Source organism: Acinetobacter sp. LUNF3, assembly GCF_022699605.1.
Classification (GTDB): domain Bacteria; phylum Pseudomonadota; class Gammaproteobacteria; order Pseudomonadales; family Moraxellaceae; genus Acinetobacter; species Acinetobacter johnsonii.
Window position 1 is genome coordinate 2,226,910 of record NZ_CP093968.1, and the last position, 17,803, is coordinate 2,244,712.

Genomic DNA, 17,803 nt, shown 5'->3' on the forward strand with positions numbered 1-17,803 from the left:
ACCTTTTGTGTAACTGACCCTGAATGATGCATTCAGGGTCATGGTTTATATGGAACAACTATGGCATTAATCGTTCAAAAATATGGCGGTACCTCTATGGGTACTCCAGAGCGCATTTTAAATGTTGCTCGTCGTGTAAAGCGTTGGCATGACCACGGCCACAAGGTTGTAGTGGTTGTATCAGCAATGAGTGGCGAAACCAATCGTCTACTTGCTTTAGCGAAAGCCATTACCGAAACCCCTGACCCACGAGAATTAGACCAAATGGTTTCTACGGGTGAACAGGTAACGATTTCAATGTTAGCGATGGCGCTCAATTCTATTGGCGTTGAAGCTAAGTCACTTACGGGTCGCCAAGTCGGTATCAAAACAGACAATGCGTTTACCAAAGCACGTATCGAGTCGATTGATACTGACACTATGACTGCGCATTTAGATGCTGGTCGTGTGATCGTGGTTGCTGGTTTCCAAGGCTTCGATGCCGATGGTAACACCACCACCCTCGGCCGTGGCGGTTCAGATACTTCTGGTGTAGCACTTGCTGCGGCATTAAAAGCAGATGAATGCCAAATCTATACCGATGTAGATGGCGTTTATACCACTGACCCACGCGTTGCACCAAAAGCGAAAAAAGTAGACCGTATTTCATTTGAAGAAATGCTGGAAATGGCATCACTTGGTTCTAAAGTTCTACAAATTCGTTCGGTTGAATTTGCAGGAAAATACCAAGTGCCTTTACGCGTATTATCAAGTTTTGATAATGACGATGATGGCGCATTCGACGAAGACTTTAAAAAGAATGTCGGAACACTAATCACCACTGAGGCGGAAGACAACATGGAACAACCAATTATCTCCGGTATCGCATTTAACCGTGACGAAGCTAAACTTACGATTCTAGGTGTTCCTGATGAACCAGGTATTGCATCTAAAATTTTATCGCCAATTGGTAATGCCAACATTGAAGTGGATATGATTATCCAAAATGTTGAAGAAGATGGTACGACTGACTTCACCTTCACGGTAAACCGCGGCGAACTTGCAAAAGCAACAAAAATTCTTCAAGAAACTGCTCAAGCTATTGGTGCACGCGAAGTTGCTACACGTGATGACATTGTGAAAGTGTCAATTGTAGGTGTGGGTATGCGTTCACACGCAGGTGTTGCAAGTAAAATGTTTACTGCTCTGGCTGATGAAGGCATCAACATTTTGATGATCTCAACTTCAGAAATCAAAATTTCTGTGATTATTGAAGAAAACTACCTAGAACTTGCTGTACGTTCTCTACACACTGCTTTCGGTTTAGACCGTGAACACGGTGAATCAAGCGCACGTGCTTAAGCAATCTTGCGAAAAACTTGTCATTGTCTGACAGTTTTTGCAAAAGACTACAAAAATCAGGGGCCACTATAGTTTTTTCTATAGTGGCTCTGTTATATTAAGCCCGAGGCTTTCTTAAATTTAGATGAATGTTATACCTAATGTCACTAGATATCTAAAAATTCAAGTGTCATGCGGTTGTATTAAACATTTGTTTAAATTTTTTTAAATACAAAAAATTATGTATTTTACTTTAGTACAACTGCAGGTTTAGCGTTTTGCAAGGAGATAAACATGCTGATTTTGACCCGACGCGTCGGTGAAACATTAATGATTGGGGATCAAGTAAGTGTTACTGTACTTGGTGTCAAAGGCAACCAAGTTCGTATTGGTGTCAATGCTCCCAAAGAAGTATCTGTACATCGTGAAGAGATTTATCAACGCATTCAGCATGAACGTGCAATGCATGAACATCTTCAACATCTTGATCAGGACTACCAGCCTGCATTTGAAGATGAAGGTGCACAGCAGAATAATTTCAATCGTTAAGATTGAAACATTCAGATATAAAGCGGCCCGATTGGCCGCTTTAAATTTTTATACAGTCTCTTTTTGCTCAAATGCCTCAATTACTTTCTTTACAGGCCCAAAACTACGACGATGCTCGTCAATGACCCCATGTTCAGCAATCGCCTCAAAATGCGCTTTGGTTGGATAACCTTTGTGTTTGGCAAAACCAAACTGAGGATATTTTCGATCCATCTCAATCATTTGATGGTCACGTGTCACTTTGGCCAAAATACTCGCCGCTGAGATTTCAGCATGTAAAGCATCCCCGCCCACAATTGCCTCACAGCTCATACTCAAGCCTTGTGGAATTTTATTACCATCAACCAAGACATGTTCGGGCTGTATCGTGAGCTGTTCAACTGCGCGGCGCATCGCAAGCAAAGATGCTTGTAAAATATTGATCTCATCAATTTCAGCAGCACTTGCCTCAGCAATCGCCCATGCCAATGCTTTTTCCTGAATTTCGACAAAAAGTTTTTCACGTTTTCTTTCGGTCAGTTTTTTGGAATCATTTAACCCTTGTATCGGGTTATTCGGGTCTAATATTACCGCAGCAGCGACCACTGAACCCACCAAAGGGCCGCGCCCTGCCTCATCTGCACCTGCAATTTGCATTTTCTACTCTCATAAAAAATGGCTGATCAACAGCCATTCTAAAAACTTAACAATTTATTCGGCTTAGTTTAGCATTTCAGAGGCACATGTGGCTGTTGTTTTTGTTGCTGCTAAAGCGCTATAGGTTGCTTTTGCTTTGGGATCAATTGCCGCCAAAGCCAATTGCTCTTTAGACAACACTTTTGGCGAATTATCACCCACACAGTTACATACTTCACGTTTTTTCTTTTGTTTTTGGTCTTCTGATAACAGCTTACTGCCCATGATCCATGTCGGATTAGTTTCTATTTCATCCATACATTTTGCATGTGAGGCCATTTTAATAGCCGAGATTCCATCATCATCTGAGCTAGATAAAGGATTCGACACACAAGCGGAAAGCATAAGCGAGCCAAACAAACAGAGAATTAACTTATCATTTTTCATACAGAGACACCCTTTGTTGTAAAAGAAATAAGGCTTCAATTGTTATTATTCACATCAATATAAAAGATAAACGCCAAAAAGTACAAAAAAACTGCAAAGAAGCCAGGCATGTCCCCGCTTCTTTGATATATCACAACTTAATTCACCGCTTCAGCCACACATGCATTGATGGTTTTGGTTACTGCATTGCTAATAATAGTTGTACGTGCCGCAGGGTCAATGGCCGCTGTTGCCACATCGACAGCGGTAATATTTTGTGGGGCTTTTTCACTTACGCAACCACAAATTTCAGCCTGAATATCGGTTTTTTGATCAGCCGTCATAAATTTGGTTGCTGTTTTCCATGCTGGTAGATTATTCAACTCAGTCGTACATTTTGCATTAATGGCAATTTTAAGCGCTGCTGTACCCAGTTGTTGCGTGGTGGTCGTCGTATTGGTCGTTGCCATATCAGTCGTTGTACAAGCCGAAAGGATCAAAGCCAAAGGAGCAAGCACTGCAATCATTTTTTTCACGGATATATCCATTTATAACAGTTAAAGTGCGCGTATTTTGCCAAATCTTTGCTAGTTACGGAAACACTATTTCCATGCCATTTTAATATCTTTCGCTTATTGCACAACTTTAGATCAGTCATGCGTCACTGGTCTGTACAGCGTTGCAGAATATCAACGCTATGTTGCATCTACTACATTTTTGACCTATCTATAGTTCTATAAAATAGCGCAACATAAAAATGGATGTGAATCTAATGAACTCGGCAAATACCCATTACACGCGTACCGCTCAAATTCTGCATTGGCTCATGGCAATTATCTTTATTGCTGCTTGGCTGATTGGTTTTTATAGCTGAAACTTCCTCAGCTATGATGCTGATGGTAGCTTTAAAGGGGATGTCATTACCTTACATAAGAACATTGCAACCACGATTATTTTTCTGGTGGTGATTCGTATCTTTTGGCGCTATACCCACCCTGCACCCAAACTTCCAGACAGTATGTCACCGTTCATGCAAAAAATGGCACACCTCGGTCATTTGGCTTTATATTTCATTTTGTTGGCTTTGCCAATTACTGGCTGTTTATTTAGCTGGAGTGCTGGGCACCCTGCGCCTGTATTGTACCTTTTTGAAATTCCCCGTTTAGTACAAGACAACCCTGAATTACTCGCAATCGTAAAACCTTTACATATCTGGATTTCATGGGCTGCAGGATTGCTGTTAGTGGGTCATATTGCAGCAGCACTGAAACACCACTTTATTGATAAAGATAATGTGTTAAATAGCATGACCAAACAAGCAAAGTAAGAGCAAGTTGAACCAGCCTAAAAGCATCAATCTGTTGCTTTTAGGACTTCATCCACCACACATCCTTTCAGCGTATTCAACACACCCTGTTGGACCACCTGTTTTTTGACTTGTTCATCAACCAATGCACGTAACAAAGTTGTTGCAGGAATATCCTTTAACGCATTTTCACCCACGCAACCACAGATTTGCGTTTGCAGCTGATTCTTTTTCTCTTCACCAAGCAATGCTGTACTGACTTTCCACAGCCTTGTCGCTTCAAGCTCAACACCGCACTGATACACCACCACTGGCTTTAATAGTTTTTGAGTTAACCCTGTATCTGTTTTGAGCAAATAAACGGCAAAGAGCACAAAAATAACTACTAGCAGTGCAATGATTTTTTTCATATTGATCTCACATAAAAAAGACAGAGCGAACTCTGTCTTTAAAAGGACATCAGATTAAGCAATGGCTGCAATTTCAGCCGCCCATTTTTGCTTCTCTTCTGCCGAAATAAACGACGCTTCAAAAGAGTTTAACGCCAATTGTTTTAGCTCAGCTGCTGTTAAGTCCAACGCATCTGTAATAGCAATAAAGTTATCATTCATATAACCACCAAAGTACGATGGATCATCTGAATTTACTGTCACTTGCACACCTTGTTGCAACAAACGGCGGATATTGTGCTGTGCCATATCTTCAACGACACATAACTTTAAGTTACTGAGTGGACAAACTGTTAGTGGCATTTTCTCTGCGATCAAACGCTGCATTAATACAGGGTCTTCTTCAGAACGCACGCCGTGGTCAATGCGATTCACTTGCAGCAAATCTAAAGCTTCCCACACATATTCTGCTGGACCTTCTTCACCCGCATGTGCCACCACTAAAAAGCCAGCTTCACGCGCTTTAGCAAAGACACGTTCAAACTTTGAAGGAGGATGCCCAACTTCGCTTGAGTCCAAGCCCACACCAATGATTTGATCTTTATAAGGCAATGCCTGTGCTAAAGTTTCAAGGGCTGCTTCTTCACTTAAATGACGCAAGAAACACATAATCAAATGCGAACTAATGCCAAATTTTGCCTTGGCATCATCACATGCGCGTTGCAGACCATTAATCACTGTTTCAAAAGCAATACCGCGGTCAGTATGCGTTTGTGGATCAAAGAACATTTCGGTATGCACTACACGATCTTCGGCACATTTTTCAAAGTATGCCCAAGCCAAGTCATAAAAGTCTTGCTCATGAATCAGTACATTTGCACCTGCATAATAAATGTCTAAAAATGATTGCAGATTGTGAAAATTATAAGCCTGTTTCACTTCTTCAACCGACTTATAAGGAATGTCTATTTGATTACGCTGTGCGATTGCAAACATGAGTTCTGGCTCAAATGTCCCTTCAATATGCACATGCAATTCAGCTTTTGGTAAAGCACGAATGAGCTCCAATTGACTCATATCTTTTCCTCTTTAAAAATAAAAAAGGGCGTAAACTGAGTTTACACCCTTATCACTATTTGATGAATTAGCCACCAAATAACGCGAATTTTAATGCCCAAAGCACAGCCACGATCCACACCATGTACGGTACAGTCGCCGCTTTACCGGTGAACAATTTAACCAATGCATAGCTAATAAAGCCCATCGCAATACCATCTGCAATTGAGTAGGTAAATGGCATAAATACAATGGTTAAGAACGCAGGTACAGCTTCAGTAATATCATCCCAATCAATATGGGTAATTCCCTGAATCATTAACACGCCAACAAATAACAATGCTGGAGCTGTTGCAAAACCGGGTACAGATTGAGCTAAGGGTGCTAAAAACAAACATAAGATAAATAACACACCGACCACAACTGCGGTTAAACCTGTACGGCCACCAGCAGCAACACCCGCAGACGACTCAATATATGGTGTCGTGGAAGATGTACCTAATGCTGCACCTGCAACAATTGCGGTTGAGTCTGCAAATAATGCTTTTTTCAAACGTGGAAGCTTGCCATCTTTCAGTAAGCCTGCACGGTGTGACACGCCAACCAATGTACCTGTTGAGTCAAATAAATCGACCAAAAAGAATACAAAAATAACACCCACTAAGCTTGCTGTAAATAGACCCTCAAAGTCCATTTGCATGAATGTTGGAGCAATTGATGGAATCTCACCAACAACACCTTTGAACTCGCTTAAGCCCATTGCTGTTGAAATTGCAGTTAAAGCCAAGATGCTGATAATAATGGCACCACGCACTTTAAAGTGATGCAGTACAACCACCATCAAGAAGCCAAATAAAGCCAAAAGAACTGTCGGTTGCTTTAAGTCGCCCAATCCAACCAAAGTCGCTGGATTGTCCACAATAACGCCTGCATTTTTTAAAGCAATCAATGCAAGGAATAAACCAATTCCGCCGCCAATCGCAAGCTTAAGCGACATTGGGATTGCATTCACAATGGCTTCACGGATCTTAAACATACTGATCGCAATGAACACCAAACCTGATACAAACACTGCAGCTAAAGCAGTCTGCCAAGGCACCCCCATACCCATACACACCGAATAGGTAAAGTAAGCGTTTAAGCCCATACCTGGTGCTAATGCAATTGGATAATTTGCAACAATACCCATAACCAAACAGCCAATTGCGGCTGCAAGACAAGTCGCTACAAAGACAGCACCATGATCCATCCCCGTTTCGGATAAAATCATTGGATTCACAATAATGATGTAACACATGGTTAAAAATGTGGTTACACCTGCAAGAAGCTCTGTACGAAAACTGGTTTTATTTTCACTCAGTTTGAACATACGCTCGAGCATATTTTCTGAAGATGGATTAGGAGTCGTCATGACCTAGCCCCTGTAAATAAACTTTTAAAACTGTATAACTGCCAAAAAATTTCGACACTCAGTACGATGAAAATCTGATTAAATTTCTGGAAGTTAAAGCAATGAATATGCCAAATTTCCTCAATTTAGGAAAAGTTTATTTAGCCATGAATGATTCAAACGTATGGTCGAACCATATATACCTAAACAAAAAAGCCGCATAAACCGTATGCAGCTTTCAACAAAAACGTCATTTTAGACTCAAAGTCTAAAATTCAATATATCTTGGCGCGAATTATAACACACTGATTTTTAATTGTTTTAAATTTATTTTTAATTAAAATTCAACACGATAAGTCATTTATACATGATTTTATTCTATCTTAAGCTTCAAATTACTTTAATGGAGACCTGATCGATTATTGCTTCAGCATCACTTTGAAACGAGCTATTGACTTTTTCAGGCACGACGTTTGCCTTGGAGAGAGGACTCAACTTTTGCACTTTAGGCTCAGTACTGTTCATGAGTTGATTCAACTGTTGCTGTTTTTTCGTTTCTGTATCCTGAAAAACAACAAACCCAAGCAAACAAACAGCAGCCACAAAAATAGGGATTAGAATTTTTTTCATGACATTCACAATATCCACAACTGCTTTAGCATGATTACAAATCATAACAAATAATACAAAGGGCCACACATTTATCAGATAAAAAGTATCTTCACACTTTATAGTTTTTTCTGATTTAATTATTTCAATAACATAAGATTAAATTAAATGAGTGAGAAAAAAATATGATCAAAGTGCTCAATTTTGTAATATTTTATATTTCAAAAAATTACAGTTGATTAACCTTTTATGAACATAATTTGGTTTAGACAAGATCTTCGCATACACGACCATGCCGCACTTTGGCATGCAAGCCAACATGGACCTATGCTGGCTTTAGTGATCCTATCCCCACAACAGTGGCTATTACATCATGATGCAGCTGTAAAAATTGATTTATATGTCAGACAATTGCACGATTTAAAACAGAGCCTTGCTCAGCTGAATATTCCTTTGCTCATTTTAAATATTCCGCTGTGGCAAGATATTCCACGTCAGCTTTCATCTTTATGTCATACACTGCAAGTACAACAAATCTTTGCAAATATCGAAATGGGCGTGAATGAGCTTAAGCGCGATGCCGAAGTTCAACAATGCTTAAATCAGCAACACATTGAATTTACACTCTTCCAAGATCGAACCCTCTTTCCCTTAAACAGTATTCGTAACCAATCTGGTAAGCCCTATCAAGTCTTTGGCGCTTTTAAAAAAACCTGTTATGAGCGCTTAAATATTGGCTTACCGCAGTGTTACCCTCTCCTTTCTGCACAGCAACCTATACAGCTTCCTGCCGATTTAAATACAGCCATTCCACTCATTGAATCACTGATTGATGTAAATACCAATGAGCTAAATCAAATTAAAGCCTATTGGCCTGAAACGGAAATATATGCGCTTTCTGTACTCGATGATTTTATTGATCATAAAGTTAGTGACTATCAAAAAGAAAGAGACTTTCCATTTTTAAATAGCACCAGTCAACTTTCAACTTATTTAAATCTCGGGATCGTGTCGATTCGCCAGTGTCTCAATGCCCTGTTTCGTGCTCAACACGGTCAATTTATGATTGATAACACAGGCCAGCAGACTTGGTTAGATGAATTACTTTGGCGAGAGTTTTATCAGCATATTTTATTTGATTTTCCACATGTCTCTAAACACCTGCCCTTTAAAGCCAGCACGCAGCGTATTGTATGGCGAGATTCGCCTGAAGATTTAAACGCGTGGCAACAAGGCCGTACTGGTATTCCAATTGTGGATGCAGGCATGCGACAACTCCTTGCGACAGGCTGGATGCATAATCGAGTTCGTATGATTGTCGCAATGTTCTTAACTAAAAACTTGTTGATTGATTGGCGCCTGGGCGAGCAATGGTTTATGCAACATTTGGCTGATGGTGACTTAGCTGCCAATAATGGCGGATGGCAGTGGTGTGCCTCCACGGGCACCGATGCTGTGCCTTACTTCCGAGTCTTTAACCCTGTGAGCCAATCCCAGAAATTTGATAGCAATGGTGATTATATTCGACAATGGCTGCCAGAGCTTGCACATTTAGATGCCAAAAGCATTCATGAGCCTTATGCGAAGCAGCCGAATATGGATTTGGACTACCCCCAACCAATCGTCGATTTAAAATCCAGTCGTATTCGTGCCATCGAAGCATTTAAAGGGCTTTAAACACCTAAAGTTTGGGTTAAGTTCTGCTTAGCCTGATGCTCATAGCGCTTTTGAAAAAATGGCGTCTGGTACAGTGGCTGCGTTTCCAAAAAGTGCCTTAACACTTGTTGACGCTTCTGCACATAAAGTGAGGGCTCAACCCAAGCATATTCTTGCCGAATTTGGCATTCATATTCAGCAAAACGCATAGGATCGCTGGCTAAAATAGCCAGATCAATATCCAATAGATAAGCCAAATCAGTATCAGCGGTCGGTGCATGTGCTTTAGTTGCCAAAATCCATGCATAGATCTTTGCAATTTGCTCAGCTCCAAGCACATTTTTAAGCATCTGTTGCATATAATCGGCGCTTTGCTGCTCATTGTCATGTGCTTGCGGGTTATAAATGACATCATGAAACCAAATGGCCAACTCAACAGACAAAGTATCATCCAGGTAGGTTTTGATCTGATGAAAATGCTCTAAACATTCAACAATATGTTGAATGCTATGATAATGCCGCTGCACTTCACTATAGGCGCCATAAAGCAATGTATAGAAATTTTGACTGGTATCGTCATCCAAACTCAGTTGCTTTGCGGTGAGCGCCCAATAGTCCTGAAACTGTTTTGTATACTGCACCATTGGAAGGCCCTTTCGTTATGCTGCCTGTTCATCTCGTTTAAAGACCAACTCACCTTTTAATGAGCTGTCGGCATCAAAGTAATAACCATCTGTTTGGAATGATTTTAACCCTTCAATTTGATCAATTTGGTTTTCAATCATATAACGCGCCATCAAACCACGTGCTTTTTTGGCATAGAAACTAATGACTTTATATTTGCCATTTTTCTGATCTAAAAACACAGGCTTAATAATTTCTGCTTGAATTTTGCTTTCTTTTACAGATTTATAGTATTCATCCGAAGCAATATTCAGCAAAATTTTAGAACCTGCCTGCTCTAAATCTTGGTTAATTAAATCGGTAATGTGATTGCCCCAAAACTCATACAGATTATGTCCGTGTGGGTTAGCCAGCTTGGTTCCCATCTCTAAACGATACGGCATCATCAAGTCCAATGGACGTAGCAAACCATATAGACCAGAGAGCATTCTTAAATGTTGCTGTGCATATTCAATGTTCGACTCCGACAAATGATAAGCATCTAAACCAGTATAGACATCGCCCTTAAAAGCAAACATAGCTTGTCGGGCATTGGCAAAGCTGAATTCTGGCTGCCAATCGCGAAAACGATCGACGTTTAAGGTGGCAATTTTTTCACTGACACTCATTAAGCTTGCAATTTCACTTGCTGACAGTTTGCGACTAACTTCGATCAATTCTTGGGAATGTTGCAGCAATCTGGGTTGTGTATACGCATCGGTTGGTAAAGCAGTTTGGTAATCTAAAGTTTTGGCAGGAGAAACAAGGGCAAGCATAGATAACCTGATTAAAAAACAATTAAACAGACTATATCAGTAGACTTATTTTATTGCCAATCTGTGTTTTTAATAAGCATAAACGGTTAAACTAGCCCATTCTCCTGTTATATGTATCGATTCTCTATGTCTGAGCAGATGTTCATTCAAGGTCCAGTTGGGCAAATTGAAGTTTTTGTAGATTATCCGCAGGGTGAAGTGAAAGGATTCGCGGTAGTTACTCACCCCCATCCACTCCAAGGTGGTACGCCTCAACACAAGGTTCCTGCATTGCTTGCGCAAATGTTCTTAGAACGTGGTTGTATTGTGTACCGTCCAAGTTTCCGTGGCTCAGGTCAAAGTGTTGGTCTACACGACGAAGGTCATGGCGAAACTGATGATGTTCTTGAAGTGATTAAGTATGCTCGTGCAGCACATACAACTTTACCCTTCTATGCAGGTGGTTTTAGTTTCGGTGCGCATGTCATGGCAAAATGCTATGATGCTTTACAAGAAGAAATTCGACCAAAACAAACCATTTTATGTGGTCTACCAACGGCAACGGTCGCTGGTGTACGCCACTATGTAACACCGCAGCTTAAAGGTGACATCTTATTCATCCATGGCGAAGCCGATGAAGTGACCTTACTGTCTGACATGATTACATGGGCTAAACCGCAGCGCCATTTAGTCACTGTATTACCTGGTGCAAACCATTTCTTTACAGGTTACTTAAAACAGTTACGTATTGCGATTACACGTTTCCTGTGGATTTAACACATCACTAAGTTAAAGAAAGAAATGGATGTCTAACATTAGCCCCTTTCTTTCTTGAACTTTTTATTTTTAATCTAGACGTATCTCTTTTTCTATCCCAACGCTTAATAAGTCATTTCAACTAGCTTCATTATTCGTGCGTTATATTAATTGTCTTCCCAAAAATAATTTTAAGCTTACTTTTGAGTGCTAAACTCAATCAGCACTATCTCCACCCTATGCCTGTTTTAAAAATAAGTGAGCATTTAATCCTGCTAATGGTACTTTATGCAACAATCTACTCTTGAACTTGATATATTCTGCACATCATTATTCAAATAATAAATTATACAATCAACATCTTAGCTCGTGAGAGCTATTCATTTAAATAATTTTTAAAATATTCAGGGATTTTATGAAAACAATTCTCGGGGCAGTTTTAGTCACTATAGCCACCACATCAGCCTGTGCTCAAGACATTATAGGAACTTGGCGTTATATCGATGATAAAACTGGAGAACCCAAAGGTCTGGTGAAAATTGAAAAGCAAGCCAACGGGACTTATGCTGGAACTGCACTGAAAGCAACACCTCGTCCAGGTTATACAGCAAAAGAGTTTTGCACCAACTGCCCTGCACCCTACACCGATAAGCCTATTATTGGTATGCAAGTGATTACCGGTTTAAAAACTGAAAATAATATTAATTATACGCATGGCAAAATCATTGATCCCGTTTCAGGCAAGCTGTATAGCCTAAAAGGTAAAATTAGCCCAAATGGTAAAAAGCTATTCTTAAGAGGTTATTTAGGTGTTTCTGCTGTGGGACGTAGCCAAACTTGGTTACGTGTGGAATAAGTCTTATAGCACATCCAGTTATAAGCGCGTTGACCCATCAAAATATTAAACGTGTTCTGTTCTAAAAAATGCTGAATTAGGAAAAACCAATTCAGCATTTTTTATCTATTCAATTAGCCTTTCCACTCAAATTCAGTAAAACTTTTATCTGTTTTTAGTGTGGTTTCAACCGCTTGCGCCAATTGATTTAATAAGCTTCGTTCAGCAATTCGGTCTAACCAGTCTTGCTCCTCATCTGGATAAGAGGCAATTTCACACACCAGATTTCCTTCGCTGTCATGACCTTGGCACGTAATAGACAATGGCAAAGTATGATTATCGACACTCACAGCCACCTGATCACCACTTTGTGGCAAAGTTTCAAAACCAAATTGACCTAACTTTTGAACCAGTAGGTCTTGTACTTGCTTCTGTACTACACCGCTTTCATTTACATCCTGCTGCTGTCCATGCTGTGCTGTAAATTGTAATTTTCTCATTGATCATCCCAAAGGCTTTTTTGTTATATGGGTTTAGCATAATGACTTAACACAAAACAGCCAAGCAAAAGCTTGGCTGTTTTCATACAAAATATCTAAGCTTTAGTCTTATTCAGTGACTTGGATCGCTAAACCAGCTTGATTGCTCAATTGCGTAAAGGTCGGGAAACTTGTGGCAACCGTTTCAGTACCAATGATTTTAATTTCGCCAGAGGTGCGTAAGCCGGCCATTGAAAAACTCATCGCAATACGGTGATCGTGATGTGATTCAATTTCGCCACCAGTGAAAATCGCACCCCACTCGCCCGAATGACCTTTACCTTCAATGATGATGCCATCGTCAGTCGGCGTACAATCGATACCCATGGTTTTTAAACCATCCGCCATCACTTGAATACGGTCTGATTCTTTCACACGCAGCTCAGCAGCACCCGTTAATACGGTTTGCCCTTCAGCACATGCCGCTGCAATGAACAATGCAGGGAATTCATCAATCGCCAATGGCACTTGATCTTCAGGCATATGAATCCCTTTGAGTGTACGTGTGCCTTGAATACGAATGTCTGCAATCGGCTCACCACCTGCAATACGCTCATTCTCAACCGTAATGTCCGCACCCATTTGCTTCAAAATCTCGATCACACCTGTACGCGTTGGGTTAATGCCCACCGCTTCTAAAGTGACGTCTGAACCTTCAGTAATAGCAGCACCCACCATAAAGAAAGCAGCCGATGAAATATCTGATGGCACTTGAATCTCTGTACCAACTAACTTACCACCACCTTGCAGTGAAATACGGTTGCCTTCTGTTTTCACGTCATAACCAAATGCACGTAGCATACGTTCAGTATGGTCACGTGTAGGTTCAGGTTCTGTGACCGATGTTTCACCTGCTGCCCACAAGCCTGCCAATAAAATCCCAGATTTCACCTGCGCAGATGCCATTGGCAAATCATAGTGAATGCCTTGCAAAGCTTGGTTTCCAGTGATCGAAACAGGAGGTGTACCACGCTCACCTGTGGTTTGAATCTGTGCACCCATTTCACGTAATGGTTTAGCAATACGTTCCATTGGACGTTTTGACAGTGATGCATCACCCGTCATGACAGAGTCAAATTTTTGCGCAGAAAGCATGCCTGAAAGCAGACGCATCGAAGTACCTGAGTTACCCATGTAAAGCGCACTTGCTGGTGCTTTTAGGCCATTTACGCCCACACCATGAATCGTCACTTCACCATTTTTAGGACCTTCAATGCTCACGCCCATATCACGGAACGCTTGTAAGGTTGCTAACGCATCTTCACCTTCCAAGAAACCTGTCACATGCGTCGTTCCTTCCGCAATTGCACCAAACATGATTGAACGGTGTGACACAGATTTATCGCCTGGCACGCTAAACTTACCTTGGAAACTCTTTTTACCCGGTAATATGGTGAATTGCTGTGTCGTCACTTTATTGTTCTCCATGAAAGGTTTTTGAGCGAGCATATGGTTAAAATGCTGGCGTGCTGCTTGCGCATGTCCGAGCAAGCCCATTAAAGCATGTGAATCTTCATCTTCAATGAGTTTACGAATCGTTGCCAGTTGGTTTTCAAAACCATCTACGGCATTTAAAATGGCTTTTTTATTGGCAAAAAAGATGTCATGCCACATCTGTGGGTCACTTGCCGCAATTCGAGAAAAATCACGGAATCCCCCCGCAGCATAGCGGAAAATGTCTAAATTATCTTCACGGTTTGCAAGTTGTTCAACTAAGTTAAAAGCCATCAAATGCGGAAGATGACTGGTATGTGCCAAGACTTCATCATGCTTGGCCACATCCATACAAATCACCTCTGCTTTCGCAGCTTGCCACAGTTGGATCAGTTTCTCTACGGCCCAATCAGCACTGGTTGGTAACGGTGTCAAAATCACTTTATGATTTGCAAATAAATCGACCTTACCTGCATGCACACCTGTATGTTCTGCCCCCGCAATTGGATGCCCCGGTACAAAGCCAACAGGTAATGCTTCGCCATACACGGCTTTGGCCGCGTCGACCACATTGCCTTTGGTACTGCCCACATCGGTAATAATCGTATGTTCTTGCAAATATGGTTTGATGGTTTCCAATACTTTTTGCGTTGCACGAACAGGCAAGGCCAAAACCACCAAGTCCGCACCTTGAACCGCCTGCACAGGATCACTATACCCCTGTTGGATTAAGCCCAAAGCTTGGGCATCCTGTAAGGTTTTTTCCGAACGTGTAGAGGCTACAATATTTTGGGTTAAACCTTCAGCAATCATCACCCGTGCAAGACTTGAACCAATCAGTCCAAGACCAATAAATGCAACTTTTTCAAATAGTGGCACAGACATAATTTAAGCGTTCGCCTCTAAACCTAGTACGTTGGCCAAAGCCGTTAGAAATTTCGTATTTTCAGCTTCAGTTCCAATCGATACTCGTAAATGATTGGCGATGCCCACAGGACGAACAATCACCCCTTCTTTTAATAAAGCATTAAAAGTTTGTGCAGGATCGGCTTGTATATCGACCAAAATAAAGTTGGCACGAGAAGGCTCATAGTTTAGGCCTAGCGCTTTAAAACCTGTTTCAAGTTGCACCATGCCCGCTTTATTGACCACACGTGATTTCTCAATGAAATCTTCATCTTTTAGTGCAGCAACTGCTGCCACCATGGCTAAATGGTTGACGTTAAACGGCTGACGAATACGATTTAAGAAATCTGTCACTTCTGCCGATGCTAAAGCAAAGCCAACACGTAATGCCGCTAAACCAAAGCACTTTGACATGGTACGGCTAACAATCAGGTTTGAATACTGTGCTAAAAACTTTAAGCTATTAAAGTTTTCTGGGAAATATTCCACATAAGCTTCATCTAAAACCACGATCACATGGCTCGGTACTTTTTGCATGAAGCGCTCAAATTCGGCCTCTTCAAACCAAGTTCCTGTCGGATTATTGGGATTTGCAATAAACACCAATTTGGTATTGTCTTTAATTGCCGCCACCATCGCGTCAAGGTCATGCGAAAAACCTTGAGCAGGTACCTCAATCGCTTCAGCATTGATGGCTTGCGTGACCAAAGCATAAACTGCAAATGCGTGTTGGCTATACACTACCGAGTCTTTATCTGAAACAAATGCACGGGCAAAAATTTCAAGTAGATCGTTTGAGCCATTGCCTAAAGTAATACAATCATGTGCTACACCAAACTGCGTATGAACTTGATCCTTCAAGATAAAACCACCACCGTCTGGATATCGTCCAATTTCCGCCAATTCAGCAGCAACTGCTTCTTTGACTTTGTCCGAACAACCCAAAGGGTTTTCATTTGAAGCAAGCTTAACAATATCGGTCATTCCCAATTCACGCTCTAATTCGCTGATTGGCTTACCCGGTTGATATGGTTTTAACTTCGCAATACCTTCATTGGCTGGAGCAAACGACATGTGACCTTTCCATTCTTACAAGTGGTGTACATGGTTGAGTTTGGAGTAAACCCAACCACCTTAGAGATTACAATACTGCAATCGGGTATGAGCCCAATACTCGAACTTCTTTCACCAGTGGACGAATCTCTTCAATCGCCGCTTTAACATTGTCTTGTTCCACATGACCTTCCAAGTCGATGAAGAAGACATAAGCCCATTTTTCAGGCAATGCTGGACGCGTTTCGATGCTGGTCAAACTAATGTTGTGCTTTGCAAATGGTGCAAGGATTTCTAATAATGCACCTGCACGATCATGTGCAGAAATCAGCAATGAGGTTTTATCATTACCACTTTGCGGTATTCTTTCACGACCAATTACCAAGAAACGCGTGGTGTTCTCAGGATTATCTTCAATATTACTGTGCAAAATTTCTAAATCATAAATACTTGCTGCAACATCAGATGCAATAGCAGCCGAATGCCATTCAGTACGAATACGACGTGCCGCTTCAGCATTCGAACTTAAAGCTACACGTTCCACACCTGGATAGTGTGCGTCCAACCATGCACGGCACTGCGCCAAAGTTTGCTGATGCGCATAAATTTGTTTAATGCTGTCTTTACGCGTGTTTTCAGACACAAGAAACTGGTGATGAATACGCAATTCAACTTCACCAATCACATTTAAGTGTGAGGCTTTAAAACAATCCAAAGTATGATTGACCACACCTTCTGATGAATTTTCTACCGGCACCAAACCATAGTGTGCACTGCCTGCTTCCACTTCACGGAACACTTCATCAATAGTCGGTAAAGGACGAACCACAGCATCATGTCCAAAGTGCTTTAACACCGCAGAGTGCGTATACGTACCGACAGGACCTAAAAATGCAATACTTTGCGGTGCTTCTAGAGCCAAACATGCAGACATGATTTCACGGAACAAACGTGCCATGGTCACATCAGACAAAGGGCCTTCATTACGCTCCATAACATTCCGTAAAACTTGCGCTTCACGTTCTGGACGGTAAAACATTGGATTCTCTTCAGAAGCAAATTTTGCTTTTGCAACAGCTTCCGCCAGTTTCGCTCGACGGTTAATAAGCTGTTGAATCTGTTGATCAACAGAGTCGATATCCTGACGGATTTGATTAAGGTCAAGAGAAGTCGTTGTGTTTTGATCGTCTTGGATCATTGTTATGTCGCCCTTCATATACATTGTGCAAACAGTATAACAATAGTTAGCTTTGAAATCTTGCGCAATAAGACTTTGCATGTTTCAGTGCTAAAAACATACAGTTGATTTAATCATCAAGTTTATCAATAAACTGCCCCAATAATAGACATCAATAAAACCACTGAACCCTGCCTATTTTCTTCTTGCTGTTATGCATAAACATCGCTCAAGCAAAACACTAAGACGGTGGTATTTGGGTCTTAACTCAACGCTTTTAAAGCTGCGTCTAGGCTTTGAAAAATTTTGCTACACCTTCACAAAAATCACCATTCATCCGTATTTCAGTGCGTTAGAATATCTTTTAAA

Annotated in this window: 18 protein-coding genes and 1 pseudogene; 6 read left to right on the top strand and 13 right to left on the bottom strand. The window is 41.1% G+C overall.

The window, feature by feature from the left end:
• Nucleotides 1-60 precede the first annotated feature (60 nt).
• Entirely contained in the window at nt 61-1,341 is a 1,281-nt protein-coding gene (locus tag MN200_RS10830; RefSeq protein ID WP_010327134.1) for an aspartate kinase, read from the top strand.
• A gap of 273 nt (nt 1,342-1,614) precedes the next feature.
• Nucleotides 1,615-1,869 (top strand): carbon storage regulator CsrA, encoded by a 255-nt coding sequence (gene csrA / locus MN200_RS10835; protein ID WP_004982340.1) that lies wholly within the window; start codon nt 1,615-1,617, stop codon nt 1,867-1,869.
• Between the two features lie 48 nt (nt 1,870-1,917).
• Here csrA and rnhB read toward each other — a convergent pair whose 3' ends face one another.
• From rnhB to MN200_RS10850, 3 genes are all read right to left on the bottom strand, one after another.
• Entirely contained in the window at nt 1,918-2,505 is a 588-nt protein-coding gene (rnhB, locus tag MN200_RS10840; RefSeq protein WP_058869962.1) for a ribonuclease HII, read from the bottom strand.
• A 63-nt stretch (nt 2,506-2,568) separates the two neighbouring features.
• A complete protein-coding gene (locus MN200_RS10845; protein WP_058869963.1) occupies nt 2,569-2,931 on the bottom strand; it encodes a hypothetical protein in 363 nt (120 codons plus the stop codon).
• Nucleotides 2,932-3,068: 137 nt separating this feature from the next.
• A complete protein-coding gene (locus MN200_RS10850) occupies nt 3,069-3,446 on the bottom strand; it encodes a hypothetical protein (protein WP_017396847.1) in 378 nt (125 codons plus the stop codon).
• A gap of 221 nt (nt 3,447-3,667) precedes the next feature.
• Between MN200_RS10850 and MN200_RS10855 the strand changes: the two are divergent.
• Nucleotides 3,668-4,237, top strand: a pseudogene (locus tag MN200_RS10855) (cytochrome b).
• Nucleotides 4,238-4,263: 26 nt separating this feature from the next.
• Here the strand turns inward: MN200_RS10855 and MN200_RS10860 are convergent.
• The 4 genes from MN200_RS10860 to MN200_RS10875 all read right to left on the bottom strand — a co-directional run bounded on the left by MN200_RS10860 (nt 4,264) and on the right by MN200_RS10875 (nt 7,681).
• Nucleotides 4,264-4,626 carry a hypothetical protein gene (locus tag MN200_RS10860; RefSeq protein WP_242759379.1) on the bottom strand — a complete coding sequence of 121 codons (363 nt, stop codon included), beginning with the start codon at nt 4,624-4,626 and terminating at the stop codon, nt 4,264-4,266.
• Between the two features lie 54 nt (nt 4,627-4,680).
• The gene (locus MN200_RS10865) at nt 4,681-5,682 is read right to left on the bottom strand and encodes an adenosine deaminase (protein ID WP_242759380.1); all 1,002 of its coding nucleotides are present in this window, start codon (nt 5,680-5,682) and stop codon (nt 4,681-4,683) included.
• Between the two features lie 67 nt (nt 5,683-5,749).
• Nucleotides 5,750-7,072: an NCS2 family permease gene (locus tag MN200_RS10870; protein ID WP_004696144.1), complete on the bottom strand. Its 1,323-nt coding sequence runs from the start codon at nt 7,070-7,072 to the stop codon at nt 5,750-5,752.
• 369 nt (nt 7,073-7,441) lie between these two features.
• On the bottom strand, nt 7,442-7,681 hold the full coding sequence (locus tag MN200_RS10875; protein WP_228256428.1) for a hypothetical protein: 240 nt from the start codon (nt 7,679-7,681) through the stop codon (nt 7,442-7,444).
• A 228-nt stretch (nt 7,682-7,909) separates the two neighbouring features.
• Here MN200_RS10875 and MN200_RS10880 point away from each other — a divergent pair, with 228 nt between their 5' ends.
• A complete protein-coding gene (locus MN200_RS10880) occupies nt 7,910-9,337 on the top strand; it encodes a deoxyribodipyrimidine photo-lyase (protein ID WP_242759382.1) in 1,428 nt (475 codons plus the stop codon).
• Here MN200_RS10880 and MN200_RS10885 read toward each other — a convergent pair.
• Together MN200_RS10885 and yaaA are read right to left on the bottom strand one after the other, a co-directional pair.
• Nucleotides 9,334-9,960, bottom strand: a complete 627-nt coding sequence (locus MN200_RS10885) for a metal-dependent hydrolase (protein WP_242759384.1) — start codon at nt 9,958-9,960, stop codon at nt 9,334-9,336. The genes MN200_RS10880 and MN200_RS10885 overlap by 4 nt on opposite strands.
• Nucleotides 9,961-9,975: 15 nt before the next feature.
• Entirely contained in the window at nt 9,976-10,755 is a 780-nt protein-coding gene (gene yaaA / locus MN200_RS10890; RefSeq protein ID WP_005400565.1) for a peroxide stress protein YaaA, read from the bottom strand.
• A 126-nt stretch (nt 10,756-10,881) separates the two neighbouring features.
• Here yaaA and MN200_RS10895 point away from each other — a divergent pair, with 126 nt between their 5' ends.
• Together MN200_RS10895 and MN200_RS10900 are read left to right on the top strand one after the other, a co-directional pair.
• Nucleotides 10,882-11,511 carry a hydrolase gene (locus tag MN200_RS10895; protein ID WP_125273532.1) on the top strand — a complete coding sequence of 210 codons (630 nt, stop codon included), beginning with the start codon at nt 10,882-10,884 and terminating at the stop codon, nt 11,509-11,511.
• A gap of 394 nt (nt 11,512-11,905) precedes the next feature.
• The gene (locus MN200_RS10900; protein ID WP_010327146.1) at nt 11,906-12,346 is read left to right on the top strand and encodes a DUF2147 domain-containing protein; all 441 of its coding nucleotides are present in this window, start codon (nt 11,906-11,908) and stop codon (nt 12,344-12,346) included.
• Nucleotides 12,347-12,459: 113 nt separating this feature from the next.
• Here the strand turns inward: MN200_RS10900 and MN200_RS10905 are convergent, their stop codons facing one another.
• The 4 genes from MN200_RS10905 to pheA form a co-directional block, all read right to left on the bottom strand.
• Nucleotides 12,460-12,825, bottom strand: coding sequence for a hypothetical protein (locus tag MN200_RS10905; RefSeq protein WP_058869966.1), 366 nt, complete (start codon nt 12,823-12,825; stop codon nt 12,460-12,462).
• 108 nt (nt 12,826-12,933) lie between these two features.
• Nucleotides 12,934-15,183 (bottom strand): bifunctional prephenate dehydrogenase/3-phosphoshikimate 1-carboxyvinyltransferase, encoded by a 2,250-nt coding sequence (locus tag MN200_RS10910; protein WP_058869967.1) that lies wholly within the window; start codon nt 15,181-15,183, stop codon nt 12,934-12,936.
• Between the two features lie 3 nt (nt 15,184-15,186).
• Nucleotides 15,187-16,278, bottom strand: a complete 1,092-nt coding sequence (hisC, locus tag MN200_RS10915; protein WP_058869968.1) for a histidinol-phosphate transaminase — start codon at nt 16,276-16,278, stop codon at nt 15,187-15,189.
• Between the two features lie 67 nt (nt 16,279-16,345).
• The gene (gene pheA, locus MN200_RS10920; protein ID WP_004696123.1) at nt 16,346-17,455 is read right to left on the bottom strand and encodes a prephenate dehydratase; all 1,110 of its coding nucleotides are present in this window, start codon (nt 17,453-17,455) and stop codon (nt 16,346-16,348) included.
• Nucleotides 17,456-17,803: the final 348 nt, after the last annotated feature.